Source organism: Psychroserpens mesophilus (genome assembly GCF_050617655.1).
Lineage (GTDB): Bacteria > Bacteroidota > Bacteroidia > Flavobacteriales > Flavobacteriaceae > Psychroserpens > Psychroserpens mesophilus_A.
In genome coordinates this window covers 19,525-39,491 of the sequence record NZ_JBODQC010000011.1, presented here as the reverse complement: position 1 = coordinate 39,491, position 19,967 = coordinate 19,525, and the positions used below count along the sequence as shown (strand labels likewise).

20 protein-coding genes are annotated in these 19,967 nt (G+C 32.8%); 12 read left to right on the top strand and 8 right to left on the bottom strand.

Annotated features, from left to right (window positions below):
- The first annotated feature begins 279 nt into the window (after window positions 1-279).
- From ACRHNM_RS14700 to ACRHNM_RS14685, 4 genes are all read left to right on the top strand, one after another.
- Window positions 280-735 carry an SRPBCC family protein gene (locus tag ACRHNM_RS14700; protein ID WP_431137411.1) on the top strand — a complete coding sequence of 152 codons (456 nt, stop codon included), beginning with the start codon at window positions 280-282 and terminating at the stop codon, window positions 733-735.
- Complete coding sequence (locus ACRHNM_RS14695) at window positions 723-959, top strand: hypothetical protein (protein ID WP_431137410.1); 237 nt, start codon at window positions 723-725, stop codon at window positions 957-959. The genes ACRHNM_RS14700 and ACRHNM_RS14695 overlap by 13 nt, the downstream gene beginning before the upstream one ends.
- A 15-nt stretch (window positions 960-974) precedes the next feature.
- Entirely contained in the window at window positions 975-2,843 is a 1,869-nt protein-coding gene (locus tag ACRHNM_RS14690; protein ID WP_431137409.1) for a leukotriene A4 hydrolase C-terminal domain-containing protein, read from the top strand.
- Window positions 2,844-2,940: 97 nt separating this feature from the next.
- The gene (locus tag ACRHNM_RS14685) at window positions 2,941-4,104 is read left to right on the top strand and encodes a tyrosine-type recombinase/integrase (protein ID WP_431137408.1); all 1,164 of its coding nucleotides are present in this window, start codon (window positions 2,941-2,943) and stop codon (window positions 4,102-4,104) included.
- A gap of 58 nt (window positions 4,105-4,162) precedes the next feature.
- Here the strand turns inward: ACRHNM_RS14685 and ACRHNM_RS14680 are convergent, their stop codons facing one another.
- Complete coding sequence (locus tag ACRHNM_RS14680) at window positions 4,163-4,858, bottom strand: LytR/AlgR family response regulator transcription factor (protein ID WP_299009812.1); 696 nt, start codon at window positions 4,856-4,858, stop codon at window positions 4,163-4,165.
- Between the two features lies 1 nt (window position 4,859).
- Window positions 4,860-5,669 carry a sensor histidine kinase gene (locus ACRHNM_RS14675; protein ID WP_431137407.1) on the bottom strand — a complete coding sequence of 270 codons (810 nt, stop codon included), beginning with the start codon at window positions 5,667-5,669 and terminating at the stop codon, window positions 4,860-4,862.
- 203 nt (window positions 5,670-5,872) lie between these two features.
- Between ACRHNM_RS14675 and ACRHNM_RS14670 the strand changes: the two genes are divergently transcribed.
- Complete coding sequence (locus ACRHNM_RS14670; protein WP_431137406.1) at window positions 5,873-7,045, top strand: metallophosphoesterase; 1,173 nt, start codon at window positions 5,873-5,875, stop codon at window positions 7,043-7,045.
- Between the two features lie 275 nt (window positions 7,046-7,320).
- Here ACRHNM_RS14670 and ACRHNM_RS14665 read toward each other — a convergent pair whose 3' ends face one another.
- Entirely contained in the window at window positions 7,321-7,743 is a 423-nt protein-coding gene (locus ACRHNM_RS14665) for a hypothetical protein (protein WP_431137405.1), read from the bottom strand.
- Window positions 7,744-7,782: 39 nt separating this feature from the next.
- Here ACRHNM_RS14665 and ACRHNM_RS14660 point away from each other — a divergent pair, with 39 nt between their 5' ends.
- Window positions 7,783-8,025: a hypothetical protein gene (locus tag ACRHNM_RS14660; RefSeq protein WP_431137404.1), complete on the top strand. Its 243-nt coding sequence runs from the start codon at window positions 7,783-7,785 to the stop codon at window positions 8,023-8,025.
- On the opposite strand, the gene ACRHNM_RS14655 is transcribed toward ACRHNM_RS14660, so the two are convergent.
- Window positions 8,015-8,320 (bottom strand): hypothetical protein, encoded by a 306-nt coding sequence (locus ACRHNM_RS14655; protein ID WP_431137403.1) that lies wholly within the window; start codon window positions 8,318-8,320, stop codon window positions 8,015-8,017. The two genes, ACRHNM_RS14660 and ACRHNM_RS14655, sit on opposite strands and share 11 nt — an antisense overlap.
- A gap of 315 nt (window positions 8,321-8,635) precedes the next feature.
- Here ACRHNM_RS14655 and ACRHNM_RS14650 point away from each other — a divergent pair, with 315 nt between their 5' ends.
- The 6 genes from ACRHNM_RS14650 to ACRHNM_RS14625 all read left to right on the top strand — a co-directional run bounded on the left by ACRHNM_RS14650 (window position 8,636) and on the right by ACRHNM_RS14625 (window position 17,047).
- Window positions 8,636-10,705, top strand: coding sequence for an N-6 DNA methylase (locus ACRHNM_RS14650; RefSeq protein ID WP_431137402.1), 2,070 nt, complete (start codon window positions 8,636-8,638; stop codon window positions 10,703-10,705).
- A gap of 33 nt (window positions 10,706-10,738) precedes the next feature.
- Window positions 10,739-11,593, top strand: a complete 855-nt coding sequence (locus tag ACRHNM_RS14645; protein WP_431137401.1) for a DUF3800 domain-containing protein — start codon at window positions 10,739-10,741, stop codon at window positions 11,591-11,593.
- A 1-nt stretch (window position 11,594) separates the two neighbouring features.
- Window positions 11,595-14,042 carry an EcoAI/FtnUII family type I restriction enzme subunit R gene (hsdR, locus tag ACRHNM_RS14640; RefSeq protein ID WP_431137400.1) on the top strand — a complete coding sequence of 816 codons (2,448 nt, stop codon included), beginning with the start codon at window positions 11,595-11,597 and terminating at the stop codon, window positions 14,040-14,042.
- A gap of 764 nt (window positions 14,043-14,806) precedes the next feature.
- Entirely contained in the window at window positions 14,807-15,583 is a 777-nt protein-coding gene (locus tag ACRHNM_RS14635; RefSeq protein WP_431137399.1) for a hypothetical protein, read from the top strand.
- A 161-nt stretch (window positions 15,584-15,744) separates the two neighbouring features.
- Window positions 15,745-16,470: an AraC family transcriptional regulator gene (locus tag ACRHNM_RS14630; protein WP_431137398.1), complete on the top strand. Its 726-nt coding sequence runs from the start codon at window positions 15,745-15,747 to the stop codon at window positions 16,468-16,470.
- A 61-nt stretch (window positions 16,471-16,531) separates the two neighbouring features.
- A complete protein-coding gene (locus ACRHNM_RS14625) occupies window positions 16,532-17,047 on the top strand; it encodes a VOC family protein (protein WP_431137397.1) in 516 nt (171 codons plus the stop codon).
- Between the two features lie 196 nt (window positions 17,048-17,243).
- Here the strand turns inward: ACRHNM_RS14625 and ACRHNM_RS14620 are convergent, their stop codons facing one another.
- From ACRHNM_RS14620 to ACRHNM_RS14605, 4 genes are all read right to left on the bottom strand, one after another.
- Complete coding sequence (locus ACRHNM_RS14620; RefSeq protein ID WP_148870633.1) at window positions 17,244-17,885, bottom strand: DUF6266 family protein; 642 nt, start codon at window positions 17,883-17,885, stop codon at window positions 17,244-17,246.
- A 137-nt stretch (window positions 17,886-18,022) separates the two neighbouring features.
- Window positions 18,023-18,448 (bottom strand): DUF6943 family protein, encoded by a 426-nt coding sequence (locus ACRHNM_RS14615; protein ID WP_431137396.1) that lies wholly within the window; start codon window positions 18,446-18,448, stop codon window positions 18,023-18,025.
- Window positions 18,449-18,744: 296 nt separating this feature from the next.
- Window positions 18,745-18,912, bottom strand: a complete 168-nt coding sequence (locus ACRHNM_RS14610; RefSeq protein ID WP_431137395.1) for a hypothetical protein — start codon at window positions 18,910-18,912, stop codon at window positions 18,745-18,747.
- A 279-nt stretch (window positions 18,913-19,191) separates the two neighbouring features.
- Window positions 19,192-19,824 (bottom strand): NYN domain-containing protein, encoded by a 633-nt coding sequence (locus tag ACRHNM_RS14605; RefSeq protein ID WP_431137394.1) that lies wholly within the window; start codon window positions 19,822-19,824, stop codon window positions 19,192-19,194.
- Window positions 19,825-19,967 lie beyond the last annotated feature (143 nt).

Genomic DNA, 19,967 nt, shown 5'->3' with positions numbered 1-19,967 from the left:
TTATAAATTAAAAATACCATACGAATGTATCAAATTTCAGCAAAAATAATACAATTCATAGATTTAACAAGTTGCTTTTTTCTAAACGTCTAACATAGTAATTTAGTATCAACTAAAAGACACTTAAGTGACATTAATTTACAGTTTTCCTTTATGTGGCATTTACGATTATCCGATTTTATGAACCACTAAACTAAAATGACACCTGAAACTACACAAACACCATTATAATTATAAAAAAAGACAGTATATTTAGTGCAACAAAATTAATCCCTCGAAATGCTTTACACTACAGAAATTATAGTTAAAGTCCCTCTTGATGTATTTGTAAAAAAAATGAACAACATCGATAATATGAAACATTGGCAAAGAGGACTTGTTTCTACTGAACATATATTAGGGAATCCAGGAGATTTAGGCTCAAAACTTAAGCTTAAATATAAATTTGGTAAACGACACATGGAAATCATAGAAACGATTACCAATAGCGCTTTTCCTAATGAATTCTCTGCTACGTACAGCACGAAAAGCATGAATAACATTCAAAAAAATTATTTTTCGGAAACCGATGAAGGATTTACAAAATGGACTTCTGTTAATGAATTTATCCCTTTGAGTTTATCAATGAGAATTATGCTATTTTTAATGCCTAATGCTTTTAAAAAACAATCCTTAAAATACATGCAGGATTTTAAAAATTTTGCTGAAAAAGGCACTTCTGTATGCGTAAACTAAAACTCATTTGGGATTTTCGTGGTCCTAATGCATTAAAAACAGCAGAACACCACACAATTCATTTAAAAGAATATATTACTATTCAAAAATTAAACGTTAGCATTACAGACTTTAATGCTTTAAATGATATGCATGCTATTGCCTTTATGGTTGTAAACGAACAAGACATGAAGCCCATTAGAGATGCATTAAAACCTCACAGAGGAAAAGTTTATCAAGACTAATTAAATTATTATATAATGACTATTACAAAAAAAGCTGCTTTTTTTAAACTATCACTATTATTACTGGTTTTCGGTTGTAAAGCTGAACCTAAAGAAGAAGAAAAAACAATGACTTATGCTGAAGAATTACATTCATACGCTAAACCTAACACTTCTGTAATCAATCATTTAGATTTAGATATAACAGTAGATTTTGATTCAGAAATTATTAGTGGAAAAGCAACTTATTCCATAAAAAACAACAATGCCGACAACATCATATTAGACACAAAATTCTTAGAGATTAATAAGGTTGAAGCTGATGGAAAACAGACAACATTTGAACTTGGGGAATTTGATGAGCAGTTAGGACAAGCACTTATTATCGATATAAAAAACACTACTAAAACCATAACTGTATATTACAATACAACAGATAAAACTGAAGCCTTGCAGTGGCTAAGTCCGCAACAAACAGCAGACAAAACACATCCTTTTTTATTCACGCAAGGGCAAGCCATTTTAACCAGAACATGGATTCCCATTCAAGACAGTCCGCAAATTCGTATCACCTATGATGCCACTGTAAAAGTTCCCAAAGAACTTATGGCAGTGATGAGTGCTGAAAATCCGAAAACAAAATCACCCGATGGTGTCTATTCCTTTACAATGAAACAACCTATTTCTCCTTATCTAATGGCACTTGCCGTTGGAGATATTGAGTACAAAGCAGTAAGTGAACGTACAGGAGTTTATGCAGAAAAATCAATGATTGAGAAAGCTCATAATGAATTTTCAGATATGGAAAAAATGGTTGTTGCTGCCGAAAATTTATATGGTGATTACGACTGGGATCAGTTTGATGTGATTGTCTTACCTCCTAGTTTTCCATTTGGAGGCATGGAAAATCCGCGTTTAACATTTGCAACACCAACTGTCATTGCAGGCGACAAGAGTTTGACCTCATTAATTGCACATGAATTAGCACATTCCTGGTCTGGAAATCTGGTAACCAATGCCACATGGAATGATTTCTGGCTAAACGAAGGGTTTACAGTCTATTTTGAAATACGAATCATGGAAGCGCTCTACGGAAAAGACAGAGCTAATATGATTGCTTTAATTGGCAGACAAGACTTAGATGATGAAATTGAAAGTTTTAAAGAGGAACCCAACAGAACCAAACTCAAACTGGATCTCGCAGATAAAAATCCAGATGATGGCATGAACAGTATTGCATACGACAAAGGATATTTATTTTTAAGAACCCTAGAAGAAACTGTGGGTCGCGAAAAATTTGATGCCTTTTTAAAAAACTATTTTAAAACCCATGCCTTTTCGACCATTACAACTGAAAAATTTGTGGACTACCTAAACACAAATTTATTAGAACCAAATAATGTAACCTTTAATACTGAAGAATGGATTTATCAACCAGGTATTCCGTCTAACCAAGCTATAATCAGCTCAGATAAATTTGTCAACGCTGAAAAAGCCTTAGAGCAGTTTTTAGAAAGCGATACTATTGATACTTCCATTACAAAAGACTGGACAACTTTAGAGTGGGTTCACTTTATCAGAAACTTCCCAGAAACTATGACAGCTAAAGACATGATGCGATTGGACGATGCTTTTAATCTAAGTAATGCCAGCAATTCACACATTGCAATGGTGTGGTTTGAACAAGCGATAAATTTAGATTATCACGGAAATAACGTAGATCAAAATATTGAAGACTTTCTGATTCGAGTTGGCAGACGTTGGTATGTGAATACCCTTTTTAAAGCTTTCGAAAAAAATGGTAAAACGGAAGAAGCCTTAGCCATTTATAAAAAATCCCGACCTAACTATCATTCGGTTACAGCAAATACGATTGATGAGTTGTTGGACTTTAATAACGAATAAAAAGACTTCTGTTTCCTCTAAATTTAAGACTCACTTTACTTGCTTTTGTTTAGATAATTTTCTACATTACATGATTGGATAATTTAATCTTGTACTTATGAAACAACCTGATATTACTCTAAAAATAAAGTATCATAACAAAGCTGAGCAAATACTAATTTGTTTCAAATACAATGATGCCATTATTGATTTGGTAAAAACAATTCCAGGAAGAAAGTGGAGTCTATTTTTAAAATGTTGGTATGTTGAGCGTTCAGAAAAGAATTTAAAAACCATTCGAGACACATTAAAAAATTACATCATAGACGACACTGAAGTTGTGAATACACCAGTTTTAAAAATAGAACACAATGTGAGTTTGCTTACTTCAAATCAACGTGATATTTTAAATGGATTTTTTAAATATTTAAAAGGGAAACGCTACAGCAAAAGCACCATTGACACGTATACTCTATTAGTAGCAGATTTTTTAGCTTATTATCACAAATCACCTTCAGAAGAATTAACAAATAGAGCAATTGAGCTATATATTGAAGACGTATATATTAAAAGAAAATATTCTATTAGTAAACAACGACAGTTTATAAGTGCTTTAAAAATTTTCAAAACGTTTTATCCGGAAATTGCCTTTGACACTATTGAATTGGTACGTCCAAAAAGAGACAGGTATTTACCAACAGTACTTTCTAAAAATGAAGTTATTGAACTAATAAGAGTCACAAAAAATTTAAAACACAGAGCTATTATTGCTATGATTTATTCATGTGGTTTTCGAATTAGTGAGCTAATAAATTTAGAATTAAGAGATATTGATATTAGAAGAAGGCAAATTCTAATTAAGAATTCAAAAGGCAGAAAAGACCGTTATGTGATTGTTGCTGAAAGTTTTTTACCGCTATTGCATAACTATATGATCACTTATGTGCCTAAACGGTATTTTGTTGAAGGACAAAGCCATCAAAAATACAGTGCAGAAAGTGTACGTCAATTTTTAAAAAAATCTTGTCGTTTAGCAAAAATTTACAAACGAGTTACACCGCACACATTGCGTCATAGCTATGCCACACATTTATTAGAAGATGGTATTGATTTAAGATACATACAGGAGCTATTAGGTCATGCAAAACCAGAAACTACAATGATTTACACACATGTTGCCAAAAAGGATTTACTGATGATTAAAAGCCCTTTAGATATTGCTGTAAATCAATATATGAACACTGATAAACAAAAGCAAAAACTTGTCATATCCGGAACATAATACTCAAAAAACGATATATTTGTTTGGATATAACCAGTTAGCAACTATTAGAAAAAACTTACTTCAATAATCGATTAACATTAGCCTTATAATATTTACCAATAGGAATAATATGGTCTGAAATAAATATCCTGTTTCCCTCGATACTTTTAATATGCTTTGGAGCAACAGCAAATGATTTATGAACCTGCAAAAAACCTTCTTTCGGTAACAAATCTAATACGTTCGATATTTTTTCTCGAACAGTAATGGTTTCGTTTTTTGTTATCACTTTTGTGTAATTTCCTGATGCTTCGATAAACAAAACAATATCGGTTTCTACTTGTATATACTTTTTATTGCTTCGAAGAAAAATACGCTTTGAATCTACATTGCTTTTAAACGAGATAGATTCTTGTGTATTTGATGTACTGAACGTTTTATTAATCGCCTTTAAAAAGCGTTCAAACCCAAAGGGTTTTAATAAATAGTCAGAAATATTAAGTTCATATCCTTCAAGAGCGAATTCTTTATAGGCAGTTGTCACAATTACTTTTGGCGGATTTTTTAATGTTTTAAGAAATTCAAAACCTTTCAGTTTGGGCATATTCAAGTCTAAAAAAATCAAATCCACCTCATTTTTATTCAGATATTCAAATGCTTCCAATCCATCGTAACAATTTTTCATTAATTCCATATTTGGCAATAAATCACAATAGTCTTTTATAATGTCGTGTGCTATATGCTCATCATCAATAATTAAATAAGTAATCATATTAGTTTAAAGTTAATTGTGCATTGAAAGTATTTTCGGTATTCGAAAACAACAAGCTGTGCTTATTTGGATACGTCAATTCTAATCTTCGTTTTAAATTTTTCAAACCAATTCCAGGCTTTTTTTTCAAGTTTTCAGAACTATCAAAATCATTTTCTATCGTAAACTTTATATTGCTTTCTGATGAAGTTAAATTGATTGTCACGGTCGCATCTTCCCTTAAATTCTCAACGCCGTGTTTAAAAGCATTTTCTAAAAGAATTATAAATAGCAACGGAGCAACTCTTCTATTTTCATCGATATTACACTTGAAGTCAACTACTATATTCTTGTGGTAACGCATTTTGTGAAGCTCAATGTAATTCTTTAAATAATCAACTTCCTCTTTTAAGGTTACCGTTTCATTTTCACTTTCGTAGATGCTGTAACGCATCATATCAGATAATTTTAAAATTAATTCTTGTGCTTTTATTACGTCCTTATTTATCAAACCATATAAATTGTTAAGCATATTAAAGAAAAAATGCGGACTAACTTGACTTTTTAAGAGCATTAATTCAACTTTTGATTGTTCGCTTTTCAGCTTTGCAATAAAAATAAGCTGACGAATAAACCAATAAACGCCCAAACCAAGAAGCAGAACATAATAGGAAATAACAATTATAGCTATTTTAGAATTGTAATTTCCTAGAAAGACAACGGATTTATCATCTGTAAAAATGACTTCATAAATTGTAATTAGTATAGGTATTAAAGCAACTGATATTAAAAATAGTATCACCCACTTCTTATTGCGTTTTTTGGTTTTCATACGACAAAAATAGAAGTATAAATAACCTTTCACAAAAAGGTTGACAAACATCTAATTCAAGGTTTTGTAAGGAGGCTAAAGCGTGATGAAATGACTTTACATACGTTACAAAATTCTTTGTACATCTACCAAGGTTGTATATCACTATTATTATACACGTACAATAACTCGATTTATGTTTGCTGAAATTAAAATCACAAATAATGAAAAAAAGAATTCTTAGATACGTAAAACACGTATTCATAACATTTTTAATCATCACTATTTCAGTAATTCTATTTGGTCTTTATCACGGAGCAAGTATGCACTATGGAGATAATCCTAAAATGATGGATTGGGATAAAGATGGACCTTATGTTTTTTATAAAAATGATAGTATTTTAAACGTAAATTATATTAAAGGAAATCAAAATGATGGCTTCTTTCTAGAACAAAAAGAACATTCAACAAACTCAAAAATTCCAGCTTTTTGTTACTTCCCACTTGATTCGACACGCTTTGAATTTTCTATAAATGCAGACATCAAAAAGCCCTTAAGTACCTATAATGATATTAATAAAATTTTAGCAATTTCTGATATAGAAAGTGGCTATAAAACGTTTCGTGATTTTCTTATTAACAACAAGGTTATCGACAAAAACTTAAACTGGATATTTGATACTGGGCATTTAGTTCTAGTAGGAGATTTTGTTGATAGAGGTTTTTCAACAACCCAAGTCCTATGGTTTATATACAAATTAGAACAAGATGCTATAAAAAAGGGTGGTTTTGTTCATTTTATTTTGGGTAATCACGAATTGAAAAATATGCAAGGAAATTATGATTCTTCATCCCCAAAGTATTTTCACGTTGCTTCAATTTTAGAAAAACAACAACATCAATTGTACAATTCAAATTCTTTTATAGGTAAATGGATGTCAAGTAAAAACACAATGGAACTCATTAACGGCACACTTTTCACACACGGAGGAATACATCCAGATTTAGTTGATTATAATTTGAGCATAGATGAAGTCAATGAGATTACGAGCAATAATTATTATAAACCATTTTATCCCAAACTCAAAAAAACCAAAGAACAGTTTTTAAATTCAACCCATACAGGAATTTCTTGGTATAGAGGCTATTTTAAAGACGATTTAACCCAAGAAGATGTTGAACTGGGTCTTCAGAATTTTAATGCTAAATCAATTGTAGTTGGCCACACACTTCAGTCTAAAGTGAATAGAAAGTTTAATGGAAAAGTAATAGGAATTGACGTAAAGCATCCGAAAGATTATCATAAAAACTTTCCCAATAGTGAATCAGAAGGTTTACTCATAGAAAAAGGTAAATATTACAGAGTTTTACACGACGGACAGAAAGTAGAAATATAACAGTTGCTAACAACGTGTATAACTAATTGCTAGTCAATGTGTACTCGGAAAATCCTAGCGGATTTTCCTAATGGTTCGTTTCTTTTTACTAACTTAGTTCTTGCCAACGCAACTAGCCATAACACAAACACGTTACCTGCAATATGGAGCAACGTTGTGGAAAAAACAACAAACGAATGGAATTTGAGAATGTGATAATCAACGCTGTTGGGTATGGAGTTATATTGACAACATTGATAACTCTTATTATAAATAGGGAAAAGAATATAGAAAGACTAAAAGATTTTTTCAACCCATTCTTTAGGAATTTTACTAAAGACAAAAAAGATAAAAGTCAGTATTGCGACTAACCAAGCAAGTCTTTGTAACCAAAGGTTAGCCTTTTTATTGCGAATTTCAGAAACAAATCCTTCTGTTTTATTCTTTACGAAACCTTTAGTATTTATAAAAACAGTCTCTTCTGACTTATCATAAGCAACTAAACCCTCTGAATTAAGAAACATAATAGCATTAATTATGTTTGATTTATAAGGACTGTCAGCAATTAGCCCATCTAAACCACTAGAGATTTTACTATTGTTTTTTATTTCTTTCTTATAAATATGATTTACAACTTCATTGATAGTAAATGTACGATTATAATCGGAAGAAAGAAAAGTGAGAATTTTATCAAAGTATTTAGAAGGATTTTTATCCATAATTAATTAAATTAAACAACTAATATAAACAACAAACGAATGGAGATAAAAGATTTAGAAGCATTTATGAAATTTAGAACACGAAGAGGAGAAATGGACCATTCTCTGACTAGATTATATGCTGTAACACTAACTCACGACCCACAAACAGGAGATGTAAATTTACCAATGGCAAATGGAATTTGGGATTTTGTTATGACAGGTTCTTGGAATTCAGGAGCGGGATACGAAGGACGAACAATTGACCGTATTGTAGGAACAGATGACGAACCTACTCGATAGAGTGGACTGATTTAATTTTATCTACAATAGAATGAACAGAATCCAAATCAAAATCTGTAGAGATATAAGCATAGTCACCTTCTAACGAATTTAGACATTTATCGTTTAAGTTTGTATAAAAACCAACAGATTTATAAACCCTTTTACTTTTATATTTCGGACTAAATGTTGTAACGATACAGTTTTTAAAATCTATTTTATCTTCAGTAGGTAAAGAGTAACAAAATTGGACATTTAAAAATGCTTTTTCGGTCAGAGAAATAAAATCGGCATTAGAAACAGGTTGTCTTGACATAATTGATTAATTTTAGACAACTAATATAAACAAATCGGAATAAAAATACAGCAGGTAACACCGTATATAAAACATTGCTTTTCCTCGCACATTTGGAAAAACTATTTTAAAACCAAAAATAAGAGTAAATTAATTAAAACAGAGTTTAACCCAACGCAACGTTCCATATACAACAACGTTGTGCGGCATACAAGAAAAGCCAACCGCACAAACAGCACATTTGGTTTTTGCCGACACAAAAGCCAACGCTGAAAAACCAAAAGAGCTGTTTTTTTGCCAACGCTCTAAACGAAATAAAAAAGAAGAAACTGAAATATGAGTTTTGAACAGACTTTTAAAAACATAGATGACCTGCTCTACAAAGATTCAGGAGCAGACAGCGAATTAGATTACATAGGACAAACCTCTTGGGTGATGTTCCTACGCTACTTGGATGAATTGGAACAAGACAAAGCAGACGAAGCAGAACTACGTGGAGAAGAATACAACTTCATTTTAGATGAAGAATACCGTTGGCCAAATTGGGCAATGCCAAAAGGAGCAGACGGAAAACTCGACCACCACAAAGCCATGACAGGACCAGATTTGGTTCAGTTTGTAGACAACAAGTTGTTTCCATACTTGGCTGAATTCAAACAAAAAGCCGACAACCCCAAAACCATCGAATACAAGATTGGAGAAATTTTCTCTGAACTGAAAAACAAAATCCAAAGTGGGTACAACCTGCGTGAAATTTTGGAATATGCAGACGAACTGCCTTTCCGTGCTTCAACCGATAAACACGAGTTGAGCCACTTGTACGAAAGCAAGATAAAAAACATGGGTAATGCAGGTCGTAATGGTGGACAATACTACACACCAAGACCGCTTATTCGTGCGATGATAAATGTTGTTGACCCACAAATTGGCGAAAAAATCTATGACGGTGCGGCAGGTTCTTGTGGTTTCTTATGCGAAGCATATGAGTATTTGTACGAGCGTATGGAGAAAACCACCGACAATCTTAAAACGCTACAAGAAGAAACACTCTTTGGAAAAGAGAAAAAGAACTTGGCGTATGTGATTGGAATTATGAACATGATTCTTCATGGCATTGAAGCACCAAACCTAATCCACATAAATACACTTGGGGAGAACATACGTGACATTCAAGAGAAAAACCGTTATCACGTAATTCTTGCAAATCCACCATTTGGTGGAAAAGAACGAAAAGAAGTACAACAAAACTTTGACATAAAAACAGGAGAAACAGCTTCGCTGTTTCTACAGCATTTTATCAAAAGTTTAAAAGCAGGCGGTCGAGCAGCCATTGTAATCAAAAACACTTTTTTAAGCAACGCTGATAATGCTTCAATATCATTAAGAAAGCATTTATTGGAAAGCTGTGATTTACACACAATCCTTGATTTACCAGTTGGAACATTTACAGGAGTAGGACAAAAGACAGTTGTACTTTTCTTTACCAAAGGTTCACCGACTAAAAGAATTTGGACATACGAGCTTAAAGTAGACAGAAGCCTTGGTAAACGTTCACCTATAACAGATAATGATTTAATCGATTTTCTTGAAAAGCAAAATAGCTTTGAGCAATCAGACATATCTTGGATTACGCCAATTTCTGAAATTGATGGTTCCACTTATGATTTAACCATTTCAAACCCAAATAAAGCTGAAGAAATTTCAGATAGATTACCTAATGAGATTGTAGAAGAAATTAACAGTCTCAATGATGAAACAAACCAATTGCTTAATGACAATTTTTTTCAAGGATACCTGCAAACTCTTGATGCAAACAGACAAGATGATTGGGAAATAAGTACCGTTGGAGAATCATGTGAATTTTTTAATGGTAAGGCTCATGAAAAAGCCATTGACAGTAATGGAGAATTCGTAGTAGTAAACTCAAAGTTTATTTCTTCTGACGGTGATATCAGAAAATTTACTCTTAACCAAATTTTTCCCTTATATGAAAATGACGTTGTATTAGTAATGAGTGATGTACCTAATGGAAAAGCACTTGCCAAGTGTTTTTTAATTGATGAAGATGACAAATACTCTCTAAATCAACGTATATGTGCAATTCGCTCTGATAGGTTTAACAGCAAGTTTCTTTATTATCAATTAAATAGAAATAAATACTATTTAAAATTCAACAATGGTGAAAATCAAACAAACCTGAGAAAAGCAGATATTTTAAATTGTCCGTTAATAATACCACCTATTGAAATTCAAAACAATATCGTGGAAGTATTAGACAGAATGAAAGAAATAACAGACCAGGTTGAATTGAATATAAAAGCAAATACCAAATTAATTGAAGAATTGAAATTATCTGTGTTTGGCTTGCCTTTTTTAATCAATGATAATCAGTTAGTAGAAGATTAAAATGAACGGAGCACAAACCAAACACGATTTAATATGCACTTTTTTTATATAGATGAAGCAGGATGTAATTTAAGGGATTTAACCAATCCTGAATCGCCTATTTTCACTTTAGGAGGTGTTATTGTAAAAGATAAAGGTTGGAACAAAACTCATGGAGAATTTGAAAAAATAGTCAAAGCATATTTTGGTGGTACGATCCCAGATAACTTTGAGCTACACTCTCACGAACTGTTAAGCCCAAATGGTGATGGGCTATTTGCAGGTCATGACCGAGCAAGACGAAACAAACTTGCCATAGACTTATTAACTCTTTTGCAAACAAGAGGACACCAAATATTTCTTCACGCAGTAGATAAGAATCAGCTTAACGCTTATGATGTAGCACCAATCAGAAACAAAGACCATGTTGAACTAAAAACGCCATACTTACTCTGCTATGACAATGGCATTACAACAATTGAATGGTTTGTAAAAGCAAGACTCGGGTCAACTGCAAGAGGCATGGTAATTATTGACGAGAAAGACGGTTTAAAAACGGAAATTGAAACCTTAACAAAACATAGAAGATTTCACCCAACCAAAACTAAAAGAGTTAAATGGATTTCAGAATTTAGTTATCCAATTGATTCAGAAAAAAATCCAATGGTTCAGTTGAGCGATTTGGTGTGTTTCGCTTCAAAGAAATATTTAGGAATTGAAGCAGGTTATCATGACAATTATCCGAAAGCTGCAAAGGACTTTTTCAGAGAATTATATCTAATCATTGACGAGCGATTAATCAAAAAAGGCATAGTACCAGAAGAAGGCAGATATGCAGCCGACTTCAATAATTTTATGCGTCAAATAACACCAAAACCTAGAAACGGTTGGAAACAAAGAGTTTATTAGTATGAATGAAGCACAAACCAAACATGATTTAATAGAACCTGCTTTACGTGAGGCAGGTTGGGGCATTATTGAAGGCAGTCGTTTGCGTTTGGAGTTTCCTATTACAAAAGGTCGTCTTATTGGTCAAAATAGACGTGCTACACCTTTGTTTGCCGATTATGTTTTGGAGTATAAAAACAGACGAATAGGAATTGTTGAAGCCAAAAAAAGAGATGACTATTACACACAAGGTTTAGGACAAGCCAAAGATTATGCAGAGCGTTTATATATTCGTTTTACCTATTGTACCAATGGGTTGCAGATTTATGGTGTAGATATGCAAGAAGGTACAGAAGGTGATGTGTCAAAATATCCAACACCTGATGAGCTTTGGGAAATGACCTACCCAACACCCAAAGAAGATTACAAAGTTGAGATTGCCAATTGGAAAGAACGCTTGTTTTCGATTCCTTTTGAAGACAGAGGTGGAACTTGGCAACCAAGATATTACCAACAAAATGCCATTGCCAAAGTGTTGGAAGCTGTAGCAGAGAAAAAAGATAGAATCCTACTAACATTAGCCACAGGAACAGGAAAAACAGCCATAGCTTTTCAAATCGCTTGGAAACTGTTTCACGCCAAATGGAATTTAAGACGTGATGCAAGCAGAGCACCAAGAATTTTATTTTTGGCTGATAGAAATATATTGGCAGACCAAGCTTTTAATGCTTTCAATGCATTCGACACCATAGACGAAAATATAAAAGTTCGTATTCGCCCTTCCGAGATAAGGAAGAAAGGTAGTGTGCCTAAAAATGGTAATGTCTTTTTTACCATTTTTCAAAGTTTCATGACCAATGTGCAAACAGAAACAGAACTTGAAGACCAAAGACAAGCTGCTGAACCACAAGTGGTTTATGATGTAGTAAATTTTAATTTTGGTCGATACCCAAATGATTTTTTCGATTTTATAATTATTGACGAGTGCCACAGAGGTGGTGCAAATGACGAAAGTTCTTGGCGTGCCATAATGGACTACTTCTCACCTGCTGTTCAATTGGGTTTAACTGCAACACCAAAACGAGATGTAAACGGTGATACTTATGACTATTTTGGCGACCCAGTTTACAGTTACAAATTAAAAGACGGAATCAATGACGGTTTCTTAACGCCTTTTAAGGTCAAAGAAATTGACACGACCATTGATGATTACACCTACACTTCTGATGATGAAGTGGAAGGCGAAATTGAAGAAGGACGAGAATATACAGAAGCTGATTTCAACAGAATCATTGAGATAAAGGCAAGAGAAGAATATAGAGTAAAACTCTTTATGGATTTGATAAATCAAAATCAGAAAACATTGGTTTTCTGTGCTACTCAAATTCATGCAGCAGCAGTTAGAGATTTAATCAATCAATATGCAACAAGCAGAAATACAAACTACTGCCACAGAGTAACAGCGGATGATGGAAAAATTGGAGAGCAACATTTACGAGATTTTCAAGACAACGAAAAGAGCATTCCAACCATTTTAACCACTTCTCAAAAATTGAGTACAGGAGTTGACGCACCTGAAATCAGAAACATTGTTTTAATGCGTCCTGTAAATTCAATGGTTGAGTTTAAACAAATTGTTGGTAGAGGAACTCGCCTATTTGATGGAAAAGACTATTTCACAATTTTCGATTTTGTGAATGCTCACAATCATTTCCAAGACCCAGAATGGGATGGAGAACCATTAGAACCGGAACCACCAACAGGAGGCGGAGTACCAAGACCTTGCAACATTTGTGGAGAAAGACCATGTGTTTGTGAACGACCTGAACCAGAACCATGTCCTGAATGTGATAATATCCCTTGCGTTTGTGAAACGCCACCAAGGCAAATGATAAAAGTAAAATTGTCGGACAATAAAGTGCGTGAAATTGATTCAATGATTAAAACGTCTTTTTGGAGTCCAACAGGAAAACCAATTTCGTCAGCGGAATTTATCGAGCAACTATTTGGCGATTTACCAGAATTCTTCAAAAGCGAAAGTGAATTACGAAAGATTTGGAGTTTGCCAAGTACAAGAAAAAAACTACTGACAGAATTAAGCGAAAAAGGATATACCAATACTCAATTAGAAGATTTAAGAAACTTGATACATGGAGAAGACAGCGACCTTTTTGATGTATTGAGTTACGTTGCTTATCACAAAGACCTTGTTCCGAGATTAGAACGTGCAGGAAGAGCGAAAATTCAATTGAACGATTACAACCAAAAACAACAAGAGTTTTTAAATTTTGTATTGGAGCAATACGTAAAAGAAGGAGTTAACGAATTGGACGATTCAAAACTTCCTGACTTATTGGAATTGAAATACAAAGCGATTGCAGATGCAAAGAGAGAATTAGGAGATATAAAGTCGATTAGAGAAACCTTTATCGGATTTCAAGAACATTTATATCAAGAAAGAGCAATGTAGAATGAAAGCCAACGCACAAAGCCATACACATTTGCAATTCGCACATGCCAACGCTGCAACCAAAAATTGCAAAAGAGTATGTCTTTCGCCAACGCTGACTGACAAACGGAATGAAAAAAAGTACGACCGCACAACATTGTGTATAAGCAATAGCGGGTTGAGTGCTAATTTGAAACATAAAAACATTAATCAAAGGTCTGTGCTATCTGACAGTTTAGTGGCTTGAAATCCGCTACTGCTCATACACGAGACCGTTACAAACAAGTACTCCGAAATTGTAACTCCAAACGAAATTGAATTACTAAAATTTAAACTTCGGAACTTGTTCTCACTCAAACTCTGAATTTCATTGTAGCGAAAAAAAGCCTGGTTTTTTTTCGCGATTTTTTTTTGTGTTTAAGCAAGTATTCTCCAAAACAACCAAATGAAGTTTTCGAAATTTACAGAATCGGAATCTTACTCGCTCGGAATTTCTTAATCTAACGGATTTTGAGCTTGTTTGCGGAATTTTTAACTCTTATGGCTTATTCTGATTACTCAAACTCGCTAAATGTGATTACTCGTACTCCAACGCTCTTTATCTAATCGTGATTACTCAAATGTGTCGTACCAGTTTATAACAACGTGTATAATGTATTGCTACCACTAGCCTACTCGGAAAATCCTACGGATTTTCCTCTGGTTCGTGACTTTTTACTAACTTAGTTCCTTATCAACGCAACACATCATAACACGAAGCCGTTGGCAGTAATTAAACGAAACAGATGGAGAATAAAATCAAGGATTGGTTACTGAAAGGAGGATTTCCTCTTGAAATGAAATTTGTAAACTCTCTATTGAAAGAAGATTTTGAAGTTGCTCAATCTGTTTACTATCAAGATTTTGAAACAGAAAAATTTCGAGAAACAGATATTATAGCCAGTAAGTTTAAAAGAATAAATAACACTTGGACTCATATTACTTTTGTTATTGAATGTAAAAAATCTAATGACAAACCTTGGATAGTCCTAAAGAATGATAAGATTTTGAACCATATTGGAGAAGAACTTCCTGTTTATTTTACTAAAAATGGAGAATATTTTATAAAATCAATAAACGGAAAAGAAGATTATAAGTCTGACCTTTTCTTTAAAAATAACAGAAGCATTGGATACTCTATTCAAACAGCATTTCACAAAGGAGTTGATAAATCATATGAGGCTGTTCAATCAGTTACAAAAGCTTGTGAATATTTTTCACAAAAAATCAATGAACGAAAAAATACTTGTGCTTTCTATTTTCCTGTTTTATTAATAGAGGGAAGATTATTTGAGGGTAAATTAGCAAATGATGAAATTGAAATTGAAGAAGTTAAAAATTCAGAAGTTTTAATCACTAGGTCTTTTCATAAATATGGTAATTCACATTTAATGATATTTGAGAGTTCTGACCTTGATTTAGTTACTTTAAAATTGAAAAAATTAGCTGAAAAGTTTTTTGAGGAATATGAGGAAATTCTAAATGAAACTATTTCACCGAAGTTAGAACCACCATTTGGATGATAAAATAACTACTGCCAACACCGTGTAAAATTAATTGCTTGGTGCAAGCCTACTTACGAAAATCCTCGCGGATTTTCTATTTGGTTTGTATTTGCTAAATTAGGTGCTTAAACCACGCAACTAATCTTACACAAACACGTTGGCGGTAATTAAAGAAAACAATGTACCAAGAAATAAAACCATCAAAAGGACTTGACGATTTAATTGACTCTTTTTGGACTTTTTCGAAAAATAAAACGAGTGAGAATTTCAAAGTATTACCTGATACGTGTGCGGATTTAATTTTTGACTTAAACCAAAACAAAGGTTTTTTGTCGGGAGTAATGACAAATTATCAGAGAATGGAATTAGCGACAGAATCGAATTTAATCGGAATTCGTTTCAAAACCGAAAAGTTCGGCTCTTTATCCAAAATACCGCTTAACGAAACCAAAAACTTACGGGTTGAATTGTCACAAATATTTCCAACAAAAAACCTTGTTAGTTTAAATCAACTAAATGAATTAGAAACCATTACAGATAAAGTGAACTTTCTCGAAAATTTTATAGAGACATCCTTTAGAGAAAATTACGAAAGACAAGACCAAATGATTTTGTCGGTAACAAAAAATATAAGGCTATTCAACGGAGTTGTAAATATTGGAGATTTAGCAAAATCACATCATATAAGTTTAAGGCAATTGGAAAGACGTTTCAAAAATTATATTGGTTTGACCCTAAAAGAATTTGCAAATATTGTGCGTTTCAAGAATGCAAAAAAAACAATAGCTACTTCAACAGATATGAGCCTTTTAGAAATAGCATTCGATATGGGATTTTTTGACAATTCACATATGACTTATGAATTCAAGCGAATTTCAGGCGAAAATCCGAATTGTTTTAGGTAATGTCGTTTTTTTACAAAGCAGACTTTATCCAGTCGACTAACTTTGTGAAAAAATCAACGATATGAAAATTTGGCTTTTATCAATTAGTTTAGCCTTACTAATTTCCTGCAAAAACAAAGATAACAGCACAGAAGAAAGTATTGTTAAATATCAACAATCTAAAACATTAAAAATGGACATTCAGTACGCTTACACAATTCTTTACGTTTCGGACGTACCAAAAACAATGGAGTTTTACAAAAAAGCATTTGGCTTTGAGCAAAAATTCTTGACACCAGAAAACGATTATGGGGAAATTAATTCAGGAACTACCACAATCGCATTTGCGAATCTTGGACTTGGCAATTCTAACTTTAAAAAAGGATTTACAGAGAGTAAATTAAGTGAAAAACCATTTGGAATTGAATTAGCATTTACGACCACAGAAGTTGAGAAAGTAATGGAAAGTGCAATTAAAAGTGGAGCTGAACTCTTGGAAGAAACGGTAACAAAACCTTGGGGGCAAAAAGTTGGTTATCTGCGTGATTTAAATGGATTTATAATTGAGATTTGTACACCAATTCAAAGTGCGGAATAAAAACTACCGCCAACAATGTATTATATTAATTAACTCAAATAACCCTTATAAATAAAGGGTTTTAAAAGATTAATTAAAAAAGGGTACAACATAGGTATAACATTTTTACCTATCATTTGAAGTGATCTAAAAATATAAAAAAACCGCTTCTAAATTAATAGAAACGGTTTTCAATATGTATTTAAACTTAAAGTTATTAAGCTGCCGTACCAGAGCCTAAATACACACTATTCGATACTTGTGTACCATCAGCAGAAACAAACGCCATAAATAGCTCTACTGTGTCTCCTGCATAGGTATTCGGTATAGTAATTACTTGAGAACCTACAGTTCTATCAGCACCATCAAGAATTGATACAGATTCTTTTTTACTTGGATTGTAAACTAATACCATCGCTTTATCAGTTGCGTTTGCATTACCTTCTGCCGAGTTATCATCCCAATCAAAAGTTACTTGTCCTGGTGTTGCTAAATCGGTTGAACCATTTAAAACACTTGACAAAGAACCTCTACTTAATAAAGCTAAAGAATAATCGATTGTAAAGTTAGGTGCGATACCTCCTACTGCATTATTTAACACATAAGACATTGCAGCATTAAATTCTGTTTTCTTAACAGCAAAAGCCTTATATCCAACTTTAATAAAATCGCTTGTTGCTTGAAGATACTCCAATGTAATAGTAAATTTATTACGCTGATTTACCTGCCCTTCTGTTCGCGGATTCGCTACGCTTGCTGGCTTGATTCTGATATAGTCAATACCTTTCCAACTACCGCCAATAATACTACCTACCTTTCCTGATAAGCTTCCTAGAATACCCTGTGGAATTTTTCCCATTTTTATAACAATTTAAAATTAATACTTGTTCGGACTTGGTATGGACTTGATATTGCTTTTAAACCTTTTTTACGTTACTAATATAACGAGAATTATGCCATTTTGTTACTGTTTTGGGCTTGTCTGATGCCTTTGCATTATGCTTCTTTAGTTTGCATTAGTTTGAAACAATTACGGATGTATGCGACCTTTAAAACTGCCATTTTATCAATGACATTTTGTAGCTCTTTTTCCTTTTTACTGATAACCTCAACCGCTTTTATGTGTTTTTGCATCTGGTCGCTGACAATATGAGAAGATTTGATGCCATTTTTAAGCGTTTTTTTGCAATCATCTACAGAAATAAACGGAATAACACTACCTTTTAAATAATAAGCGTAAAAACCGCCTATTTGCAACATCATAGACAAGTGAAAAAGCGTGTTTTTATCTGCTTCGGTTTTTGTGATTATTACAAAACAGTTTGGACAAGGATTTGAGAGCGGTTTTCCGCTGTTAAGCCCTTTGTTTAGGATAAAAAAATGAGGGTTCGAGTAGGTTCTTCCGATTTGGTGGGTTTTCATTTCAAAATAAGGCATAGCTATCCAATTAAAAGTTCGCTACGCTCACACATATTTTTTTTGAAAATGAAAAAGAAAAAAATTAAAAAAAGAAAGCCTTCCGCTTTGTGGCTTGGGTAAGGCTGTCAAGCTTTTTTTAAAAAAGTTTTTTAGGAATTTTAATTAAATGGAAAATGCTATAAGCAAAACGAAAAATTGCTTTGAAGTAGTAATAAAAAGTTTTTTAAAAAACCGTAGGCTTGAGCTTTATAGCCTTTTAGCGTTGGCTGTAGGAAGCCACATATATTTGCTATCTTTTATTAATTTAATGTTATACCTGCCAATACTACAATTATAACAAGCATAATGATTGTGAAAAGTTTTGTACCATAAGAATCATCTCCTTCTGGATTTACGATTTTATTACCGTTTTCATCTAAATCGTGAGGAAAGAATAAATCAAATAAATCTTCAATCATTTGTTTCATACTATAAATATAACTTTTCTGGGGAATTAACACTTAAAAAAATAGGTTTTAGACCCAAATTGAGCGTTGGATGAAGCGTTTGTATGGGTAGCGTTTTAAATAGTTGTTTGATAAAACAGCATTTAAACAAGCTACTTATACGGGACTTTTAGACAATAGCTTATTGCTTTTTTGAGGTACGAAAAAAAGTAATATGCTATGGCGTAGTACTACACTTTATAAACCTATTTTTTTATAACCGCTGACTTGGGTGGTGGGGAAAAGTGGATTTATTGGTAATTATAACCAATCTTTTGGTTTAGTTAAAGTTTTGCCATTAGCTAAATTAATTGTTGAGCTAAATTGGTTATCGATAAGTGTTTTTCTACCTATTGTAAAATAACCTTTTGCTACACGACGTACATCATCATTTGCACGATTTGGGGGAAATGCTACAAAAACTCTCTTTTTTTGAAAAGATGAGTGTACTGCATTTATAGGTGGAACTAAATCACTATCACCTGAAATTAACATTGCAGCATCATATCTATCTTCCATTGCGTGTTTAATTAAATCAACAGAGATATTTACATCTGTCATTTTTTCTTCGTGCGTAAACCAAGTTGATTTACAAGACCGACAGTGTTTTTTCTTTTTTTTGTAATGACCTAATGTTATTGTAACGCCAGAATTTTTTAAAGCATCAACATAAGAAACTTGACGTTTAACTTTTGCATCGTTGTTTGAAATCATTGCAGTGTAATATCTAACCTCTTCAAGTGTTTGATTAGATTTTAAAAGACTTTTGGATAGTGAATATAAGTCAAGCCACTTGGTATTTTTATATTTTGAGGTCATCCCAAAATAAAGGTTAAAACCATCTACGTAGACAATAACCCTTTCTTTTTTAACATTTTTTTTAAATACTTTCAAATTATTATTGTAAATTTGCACTATAAAACATCACCAAGGATAGTATCCTTGGCCCGACGCATCAGAAATGATGCGTTTCTTTTTTTTAGCGGTTATACTTCTAGGCTAAAATACAATCTTTCAATGAATTAAATAGCAAAAGG